Genomic DNA, 8,767 nt, shown 5'->3' with positions numbered 1-8,767 from the left:
GATCGGCACCTGCCGGTAGTTGGAGGCGTCGGTGGCGTAGGCGCCCCGGCTGCCGGGGTCGAACCTGACCTCCCCGTCGACCCGCTGCCGCAGCTCGGCCTCCAGGCTCCGGAGGTCGAGACCGGTGAAGTCCGCCGGTTCCACATCGCGCACCACCGGCCGTCGCGTCGTCATGGTGTGTCCTTCGCGCGTCGTTGCGGCGCCCGGTCCGGGCGGCCGGGCAGGAATTCCTGGAGCTTCTGCTTCAGGCCGTCCTTGACCACATGGGCCCGGTCGGGATCGCCCTCGATCAGGGCGGTGGCCGTGGACACGGCCTGGGACCAGGTCGCGTGCGGCGGGATGGGCGGGATCGCCGGGTCGGTGACGAACTCGGCCACGAACGGCCGGTCCGCCGCCAGCGCCTCCCGCCAGGCGTCCGCCACCCGGTCCGGTTCCTCCACCCGCAGGCCGCGCAGGCCGAAGGAGCGGGCGACCTCGGCGTAGGGGACGTCCGGGATGCGCTGGGACGGCTCGAACTGCGGGGCGCCGCTCATCGACCGCATCTCCCAGGTGACCTGGTTGAGGTCCTGGTTGTTCAGCACGCCGATCAGCAGCCGGGGGTCACTCCACTCCCGCCAGTACTTGCCCGCGGTGATGAGTTCGGCCAGCCCGTTCATCTGCATGGCGCCGTCCCCGACGAGGGCCACCACCGGGCGGTCCGGGTGGGCGAACTTGGCGCCGATCGCGTACGGCACCCCCGCGCCCATGGTGGCCAGGGTGCCGGAGAGCGAGCCCCGCATGCGGCCCCGCATCCGGATGTGCCGCGCGTACCAGTTGGCGGCGGAGCCGGAGTCCGCGGTGACGATGGTGTCCTCGGGCAGCAGCCCGGACAGGGTGTGCGCGACCAGTTCGGGGTTGATGCCCTCGGCGCCGGTCGTCGCGCGCCGTTCCATGACCTCCCACCAGCGGGCGGTGTTCTCCTCGACGGTGCGCCGCCAGGCGCCGTGCTCCTTCGGGGTGAGCAGCGGCATCAGCAGCCGCAGCGTGGCGCGGGCGTCCCCGATGAGATTGACCTCGAACGGGTAGCGCAGGCCGGCCATGTGCGCGTCGCGTTCGATCTGCACCGCCCGCGCCTGCCCGAACTGCGGCAGGAACTGGGTGTAGGGGAAGCTGGAGCCGATGGTCAGCAGCGTGTCGCAGTCCCGCATCAGCTCGTAGCTGGGCCGGGTGCCGAGCAGACCGATCGCGCCGGTGACGTAGGGGAGTTCGTCGGAGAGCACGTCCTTGCCCAGCAGCGCCTTGGCCACTCCGGCGCCCAGCAGCCCGGCCAGTTCGTGCACCTCGGCCGCCGCGCCGGCCGCGCCCCGGCCGATCAGGACGGCGACCTTCTTCCCCGCGTTCAGCACGTCCGCCGCGCGCCGCAGGTCCTCCTGCGCCGGGACCGGGGCGCTCACGGACATGCCGAGGCTGGAGGGCACCATCTTGAACGCGTGCTGCGGCGGCGTGTACTCCAGTTCCTGGACGTCGGCGGGCACGATCACCGCCGTCACGGTGCGCCGGGCCAGCGCGGTGCGGAACGCGCGGTCCAGGACATTGGGCAGCTGCTCGGGAACGGTGACCATCGCGCAGAAGTCGGAGGCCACGTCCTTGTAGAGGCTGAGCAGATCCACTTCCTGCTGGTAGGAGCCGCCCATCGCGCTGCGGTTGGTCTGCCCGACGATCGCGACCACCGGAACGTGGTCCAGCTTGGCGTCGTACAGGCCGTTCAGCAGATGGATCGCGCCGGGGCCCGAGGTGGCCGCGCACACGCCCACCCGGCCGGAGAACTTGGCGTACCCGACGGCCTCGAACGCCGCCATCTCCTCGTGCCTGGCCTGGAGGAACCGGGGCCGGTCATCGGCCCGGCCCCAGGCCGCCAGCAGCCCGTTGATGCCGTCCCCGGCATAGGCGAAGACGTGCTCGACACCCCATTCACGCAAACGGCGCAGCAGGTAGTCCGCCACCTTTTCGCCCATGCCACCAACCCGTTTCAGGAAGTTTGTGCGGAATTCCTTGATAGCACCGGTTGGCGTTCTTCGTCGGCCGGCCGGCGCCCGTCCCGGTCCGCCATTGGGAGGGGCGGCGCACCCGGACGGCCTGTCGGCGGCCGGGCGCCCGCCCGGGGCTGGCAGCGTTCCGGGCGAGAGGGGGTGAGGCCCCGTCACCGCGGCGAACGAGGAAACCGATGCCGAACCCGTACCGGCCGAGCGGGCCACCCGCGTGAGCGGCCACCCGGACACCGCCCCCGCGTCACCGGCCGGACCGGTCGTGGAGCGGGTCGAGGTGCACGCCTTCCGGGTGCCCACGGACGGGCCGGGCGGCATCGAGCAGGACGGCACGCTGGACTGGGACGCCACCACACTGGTGCTGGTCCGGGTGTGGTCGGCCGGCACCGCCGGACTCGGCTACACCTACGGCGACCGGTCCGTCGCCCTTCTCCTGGAATCCACCCTGGCCGAGGCGGTGCGGGGCGCCGACGCCCTCGCCCCGGCGGTGCTGTGGCGGCGCTGCGACGGCCTGCTCCGCAACGCGGGCCGGCCCGGCGCCGGCGCGATGGCGCTCTCCGCCCTCGACATCGCCCTGTGGGACCTGAAGAGCCGGCTGCTCGGACTGCCGCTGGTGCGCCTGCTGCCGGCCTGGCACCGGGAGGTCCCGGTCTACGGCAGCGGCGGTTTCACCAACTACCCGCTCGGCCGGCTCGTGGACCAACTGGCCGGCTGGGTCGGCCAGGGCATCCCCCGGGTGAAGCTGAAGACCTCCCGCTCCCCCGCCCACGACCCCGGACGGCTGACCGCCGTCCGGCGCGCGATCGGGGACGGGCCGGAGCTGATGGCCGACGCCAACGGGGCGCTCACCGGCAAACAGGCGCTGTACTGGGCCGGGCGGCTGGCCGAGGAGTGGGGGGTCACCTGGTTCGAGGAACCCGTCAGCTCCGACGACCCCCGGGGCCTGGCCCTGCTGCGGGCGCGCGGGCCGGCCGGACTGGACATCGCGGCCGGCGAGTACGCGTATCTCCTGCGGGACGTCACCGACCTGATCGAGGTGGTGGACTGCCTCCAGGCGGACGTCACCCGCTGCGGCGGCATCACCGGGCTGCTGCGCATCGGCGGGCTCAGCGCCGCCCGGCACATCGACGTGTCGGCGCACTGCGCACCGGCCGTCTCCGCCCACGCCTTCTGCGCGGTGCCGCGCCTGCGCCACCTGGAGTACTTCCACGACCATGTCCGGGTGGAGGGGCTGCTTTTCGACGGCGTGCCGCCGCCCACCGCCGGGGTGGTGCGGCCCGACACCGGCCGCCCGGGCCTGGGCCTGGAGGTCAGGTGGGCGGACGCCGAGCCCTGGCGGGTGTACGGGGAGCGGCCCGGCTGACCGTCCGAGCTCCCCCGCCCGCGTCCGACGACTCCGGAGGAACCGCCCCATGCCATCCGTCCCTTCCGGCGAACCGTCCGGCCCGGGCCGGCCACGGCCCTGGGTCCTGCGCGACTACGCCGTCCTCGCGGACGGCGAACGCGGCGCCGTGGTCGGCCCGCACGGCGAGATCGTGTGGCTGTGCGCGCCGCGCTGGGACAGCGACCCCGTGTTCTCCTCGCTCGTCGGCGGTGCCGGCACGTTCACCGTGGGCCCCGAGGACCCGTGGCACGTGTGGGGCGGCTCCTACGAGGACGGCTCGCTGATCCACGTCGGCCGGTGGGTCACCGGCGACACCGTGATCGAGTGCCGGGAGGCGCTGGCCGCCCCGGCCTCCCCCGACCGGGTCGTCCTGCTGCGCCGCGTCCGCGCGGTGCGCGGCACGGCCCGGGTGCGGGTGCTGCTGGCGGGCCGCGACGGCTTCGGGTCCGTCCCCATGACCGGGGCACGCCGGGACGGTGACACCTGGACGGCCCGCGCCGGGCGGCACCTGCTGCGGCTGGACGGCGTCCCCGGGGCCCGGCCCGATGCCGACGGCGCGCTGCACGCCCGGCTGACCGTGCCGGCCGGCGGCACGCTCGACCTGATCCTGACCGTCTCACCGGCCGCCGTCCACGGACGCCTCGACGCGGACCGGCTGTGGGAGAGCACCGAACGCCACTGGGCCGCCGCCGTACCCGACTGCGCCGGACTGCCCGCCGAACGCGACGCCCGGCACGCCTACGCCGTCCTCCACGGGCTGACCAGCACGGCCGGCGGCATGGTGGCCGCCGCCACCACCTCACTGCCCGAACGTGCCAACACCGGCCGCAACTACGACTACCGGTTCACCTGGATCCGCGACCAGGTCTACGCGGGCCTGGCCGCCGCGGCGCACGGGACGTTCCCGCTGCTGGACACGGCCGTCCGCTTCGCCGCCGAACGCGTCCTGGAGGACGGGGAGCGGCTGCGCCCCGCGTACACCGTGGACGGCGGGCGGCTGACCGCGGAACGCTCGCTCTCCCTGCCCGGCTACCCCGGCGGCTCCGACCGCACCGGCAACCGGGCCGCCGGCCAGTTCCAGCTGGACACCTTCGGCGAGGTGCTCCAGCTGTTCGCCGCCGCCGCCCGGCACGACCGGCTGGACAGCACCGCGCTGCGCGCCGCCCGCGCCACCGTCGAGGCCGTCGAACGCACCTGGCAGCGCCCCGACGCCGGGCTGTGGGAACTGGAGAACCGCTGGTGGACCCACTCCCGGCTGGCCGTGGTCACCGGGCTGCGCGCGCTCGCCCGGCACGCGCCGCCCACGGCCGCCCGCCGCTGCGCCGATCTGGCCGACACCGTCCTCGCCGCCACCCGCCGCCGCTGTCTGACGCCGTCCGGCGTCTGGCGCCGCTCCGAGCACGACGACGGGGCCGAGGCCGGGCTGCTGCTCCCGCTGGCCCGCGGCTGCCTGCCGGCCGGCGACCCGACCCTCACCCGGACCCGGCAGCACATCGCCGAGCGGCTGGCCGACGACGGGTATCTGTACCGGTTCCGGCACCGCGGCACCCCGCTGGGCGAGGCGGAGGGCGCGTTCCTGCTGTGCGGCTTCATGATGGCGCTCGCCGCCCGGCGGGACGGGGAGCCGGTGACCGCCTTCCGCTGGTTCGAACGCACCCGCGCCGCCTGCGGATCGCCGGGGCTGTTCACCGAGGAGTGGGACGTGCGGCAGCGGCAGGCGCGCGGCAATCTGCCGCAGGCGTTCGTTCACGCCCTCCTGCTGGAGAGCGCGGCGACCCTCGCCCGCTGACCGCCCCGGCCACCCCCGGCCGGCCGGCCGCCGCGAGCGCCAGCACGCACCCGAGCCCGGCCAGCAGCCCGCGATGCCGGGAGAGCCACAGCTGGACGCTCCGGTCGGCGGACTCGTCGCCGAAGATGCCCCGTGTCCCGTAGTCCTCCCCCTCCGGACCGTCGGCCGGGCGGAACAGCGCGGTCGGCGCGCCGGGCGGCCTGGGACGGTCCAGTTGCTGGGAGGCGTAGCCGGTGCGCGCCAGATACCGCTCCAGGGCCCAGGGGGCGAAGCGGTTGGCGAGCAGGGTGGCCACCGTGGAGCCGCCGACCCAGTACTCCCGCTTGCGGGGGCGCCGGGCCGCGTGCACGATCGCGCGGGCCGCCACCTCCGGCTGGTAGACGGGCGCCACCGGGCGCGGGTGGCCGGGCAGATGGGAGGCGACCCAGCTGAACTGCGGGGTGTTGACGGCCGGCAGCTGCACCATCGTGAGGTGGACCGGGGTTCCGTCGTGGCGCAGTTCGCAGCGCAGCGCGTCGATGAAGCCGCGCAGCGCGCTCTTGGCACCGCAGTAGGCGCTCTGGAGCGGGACGCTGCGGTACGTCAGCGCGGAGCCGACCTGGACCACGGTGCCGCCGGAGTGTGCCATGGCGCGCAGCGCCGCCTGGATGCCGTGGACGGATCCGAGGTAGGTGACCTGGGTGGCGCGGCCGATCTCGGCCGCGCTGATCTTCTCGACCGGCCCGAAGACGGTCGAGAAGGCGGCGTTCACCCACACATCGATCCGCCCGCACTCGGCCAGCACCCGTTCGGCCGCCGCGTCCACCGCCGCCGCGTCGGCCACGTCCACCGGGACGACCAGGGCCCGGCCGCCCGCCGCGCGGACCTCGGCCGCGGCGCCCTCCAGGCCCCGGCGCCCGCGCGCCAGCAGCGCCACCGTGGCCTTCCGCCCGCCGAAGGCGCGGGCCGCCGCGCGGCCGACGCCCGCGCTGGCGCCGGTGACGACCACGACCGTCCCGGGCCCGACGCGGGGCGCCCGGCCTCCGCGTCGGGGGCTGCGTCCGGCTCGTGTCATGGCGGCTCGCTCCTCTCCCCTCCCTGGCCGGCCGGTGCCGGGACCACCAGCAAACAGGGACCGCCCGGGGGCCGCAAACGGGCGCCGCGCGCCCGCCGCCACCGGGTTTGCGCCCGCAGCCCGGGGGCACTCGCGGCGGCATGCCGGACAACGCCCTGGCCGTGGTCATCGCCACCCGCAACCGCCGCAGCCGGCTCGCGCACACCCTCGGGAAGCTGCTGGAGCTGCCCGAGCGGCCGGCCGTCCTCGTCGTGGACAACGCCTCCACCGACGGCACCCGCGAGATGGTCGCCGAACGGTTCCCCGCGGTGCGCACGCTGGCCCTGCCCGTGAACCGCGGCGCGCTCGCCCGCAACGCGGGGGTGGCGCTGCTGCCGCACCGCTACATCGCCTTCAGCGACGACGACTCCTGGTGGGAGCCGGGGGCCCTGGCCCGCGCCACCGGCGTCCTGGAACGGGACCGGCGCCTCGGGCTGGTCGCCGCGCACACCACGGTGGCGCCGCACGGGACCCCGGACCCGCTCAACCGGGTGTTCGCCGCCTCGCCGCTGCGCGGCCCGGCCGGGCTGCCGGGGCCCGCCGTGCTCGGCTTCCTCGGCTGCGCGGCGGTGGTGCGCCGCGAGGCGTTCCTCGCCGCGGGCGGCTACCACCCGCTGCTGTTCTTCGGCGCCGAAGAGGCCCTGCTGGCCTACGACCTGGCGGCGGGCGGCTGGCTGCTGTGCCACCACCCGGGGGTGACGGCGGTGCACGGCCCCGACCCGGGTCCGCGCCCGGGGCGCAGCACCCTCGTCCAGCGCAACGAGACCCTCACCGCGTGGCTGCGGCGGCCCCTGCCCGTCGCCCTGCGGCACACCTGGCGGCTGGCCGGCCGCGCGCCGGCCGACCGGGCCGCCCGGCGGGCGCTGGGGCAGTTGCTGGTGCGGCTGCCCGCCGCCCTGGCCGGGCGCCGCCGGCTGCCCGCCCGGGTGGAGGCCGACGTACGCCGACTGGAGCTGGCCCGTGACGGCGCCTGATCCCGCGCGCGTCACCGTCGCGATCATCACGCACGACCGGAGACGGGAACTGCTGCACACCCTCGACCGGCTGGCCGGGCTGCCGGAGCGCCCGCCGGTGATCGTGGTCGACAACGGCTGCACGGACGGCACGGCCGGTGCCGTGGCCGAGCGGCACCCGGAGGTCACCGTGCTGCGGCCGGGCGCCAACCTCGGCGCGGTGGGACGCAATCTCGCCGCCCGGCAGGTACGCACGCCCTACCTCGCCTTCTGCGACGACGACACCTGGTGGGAGCCGGGATCGCTGGCCCGCGCCGTGGCCGTGCTGGACGCGCATCCGCGGGTCGCCACCCTGACCGCCCGGATCGTGGTCGAACCGGACGGGCGGGAGGACCCGATCGTGCCCGAGCTGCGCGACTCGCCGCTGCCCCGCCCCACCGGCCTGCCCGGTCCCGCGCTCGGCTCCTTCCTGGCCGGGGCGACGGTGGTGCGCACGGAGGCGTTCCGCCGGGCCGGCGGGTTCTCGCCGCGGCTGTGGCTGGGCGGCGAGGAGGAGCTGCTGGCGGCCGACCTGATGGCGGCCGGCTGGTGGCTGGTCTTCGACGAGAAGATGCTGATCCATCACCGGCCCTCCGCGCTCCGCGACCCGACCCGCCGCCGCGCGGACGGCATCCGCAACACGCTGTGGTTCACCTGGCTGCGCCGCCCTCCGCGCGCCGCGCTGCGCCGCACCGTCCAGGTACTGGCCGGCGTCCCCCGGGACCGCATCACGGCCCGCGCCCTGGCCCGCGCGCTGGCCGGGGCGCCCTGGGTCCTGCACGACCGCCGCCCGGTCCCGGCCGGGGTGGAGCAGCGGCTCGCCGCACTCGAAACGGCGCAGCGGACCTCGACGGCACGCCGGTACGTCGGCTGAGCGGGGGCCTGTGCGGACGGGCAGACCGCGCGGCGAGCGGGGCGCGGCGCGGCGGGCGGTCCCGGCAGGGAGCGGGGGCGGCGCAGGCGGACAGACCGCGCGGCGGGCAGGACCGGGCGTAAAGCCGGGCGCAGGCGCAGCACGGGCGGGCAGACCCGGCAGGCGGGCCGGGCTCAGCCGGGGCGGGCCGGGGGCTCGGGCTGCCGGGCCGGGGCAGTCAGGACCTCCTCGACCGCGGTCAGAACCTCCTCGACGCCGATCCGCAGCAGCCGCGCGTCGGGGTGGTCGGCGTGCGGGTCGCCGGGACGGACCGGGGCCGTGGCGGGGTCGGGGCCGGTGTCGGGGTGCCACAGCACACGGTGGGCCGGGGACAGGGGCGGGCCCCACAGCCGGGGGGAGACCGGGCCGAAGAGAACCACCGACGCGGTGCCGTGCGCCGTCGCCAGGTGGGCCACCCCGGTGTCGCCCACCACGACCGCGCGGGCGTGCGCGACCAGGGCGGAGAGCGCGTCGAAGGAGAGCCCGGTCAGCACGGCGGCGGGCGGCAGGCCGGCCAGCGCGGCGACCCGGCGTGCCAGGCGTTCCTCCCCCGGGCCGGCGCTCACCACCAC

Annotated in this window: 7 protein-coding genes; 4 read left to right on the top strand and 3 right to left on the bottom strand. The window is 76.3% G+C overall.

Annotated elements, in window-relative coordinates; translation table 11 throughout:
* Positions 1–170: 170 nt before the first annotated feature.
* Complete coding sequence (locus tag ACFV5N_RS20660; RefSeq protein WP_385601820.1) at positions 171–1,994, bottom strand: thiamine pyrophosphate-requiring protein; 1,824 nt, start codon at positions 1,992–1,994, stop codon at positions 171–173.
* 244 nt (positions 1,995–2,238) lie between these two features.
* On the opposite strand from ACFV5N_RS20660, the gene ACFV5N_RS20655 reads away from it, so the two are divergent.
* Together ACFV5N_RS20655 and ACFV5N_RS20650 are read left to right on the top strand one after the other, a co-directional pair.
* Positions 2,239–3,387: an enolase C-terminal domain-like protein gene (locus ACFV5N_RS20655; RefSeq protein WP_385601817.1), complete on the top strand. Its 1,149-nt coding sequence runs from the start codon at positions 2,239–2,241 to the stop codon at positions 3,385–3,387.
* 49 nt (positions 3,388–3,436) lie between these two features.
* On the top strand, positions 3,437–5,197 hold the full coding sequence (locus ACFV5N_RS20650; protein WP_385601814.1) for a glycoside hydrolase family 15 protein: 1,761 nt from the start codon (positions 3,437–3,439) through the stop codon (positions 5,195–5,197).
* On the opposite strand, the gene ACFV5N_RS20645 is transcribed toward ACFV5N_RS20650, so the two are convergent.
* Complete coding sequence (locus tag ACFV5N_RS20645; RefSeq protein ID WP_385601811.1) at positions 5,094–6,251, bottom strand: SDR family oxidoreductase; 1,158 nt, start codon at positions 6,249–6,251, stop codon at positions 5,094–5,096. The genes ACFV5N_RS20650 and ACFV5N_RS20645 overlap by 104 nt on opposite strands.
* 140 nt (positions 6,252–6,391) lie before the next feature.
* On the opposite strand from ACFV5N_RS20645, the gene ACFV5N_RS20640 reads away from it, so the two are divergent.
* Both ACFV5N_RS20640 and ACFV5N_RS20635 read left to right on the top strand, forming a co-directional pair.
* Positions 6,392–7,264 (top strand): glycosyltransferase family 2 protein, encoded by an 873-nt coding sequence (locus ACFV5N_RS20640; protein WP_385601808.1) that lies wholly within the window; start codon positions 6,392–6,394, stop codon positions 7,262–7,264.
* The gene (locus tag ACFV5N_RS20635) at positions 7,251–8,156 is read left to right on the top strand and encodes a glycosyltransferase family 2 protein (protein ID WP_385601805.1); all 906 of its coding nucleotides are present in this window, start codon (positions 7,251–7,253) and stop codon (positions 8,154–8,156) included. The genes ACFV5N_RS20640 and ACFV5N_RS20635 overlap by 14 nt, the downstream gene beginning before the upstream one ends.
* 173 nt (positions 8,157–8,329) lie before the next feature.
* Here ACFV5N_RS20635 and ACFV5N_RS20630 read toward each other — a convergent pair.
* Positions 8,330–8,767, bottom strand: a 438-nt coding sequence (locus tag ACFV5N_RS20630) for a glycosyltransferase family 9 protein (protein WP_385601803.1), incomplete at its 5' end; no start/stop codon positions are given.

Source organism: Streptomyces sp. NPDC059853, assembly GCF_042731495.1.
GTDB lineage: Bacteria > Actinomycetota > Actinomycetes > Streptomycetales > Streptomycetaceae > Streptomyces.
The sequence above is the reverse complement of the archived record's forward strand: the minus strand, read 5'-3'. Positions and strand labels throughout refer to the sequence as shown.

What these genes read in the sequence shown, in the direction of transcription:
- ACFV5N_RS20660 (WP_385601820.1), bottom strand. Translation starts at nt 1,994, where the DNA reads ATGGGCGAAAAGGTGGCGGACTACCTGCTGCGCCGTTTGCGTGAATGG.
- ACFV5N_RS20650 (WP_385601814.1), top strand. Translation starts at nt 3,437, where the DNA reads ATGCCATCCGTCCCTTCCGGCGAACCGTCCGGCCCGGGCCGGCCACGG.
- ACFV5N_RS20645 (WP_385601811.1), bottom strand. Translation starts at nt 6,251, where the DNA reads ATGACACGAGCCGGACGCAGCCCCCGACGCGGAGGCCGGGCGCCCCGC.
- ACFV5N_RS20640 (WP_385601808.1), top strand. Translation starts at nt 6,392, where the DNA reads ATGCCGGACAACGCCCTGGCCGTGGTCATCGCCACCCGCAACCGCCGC.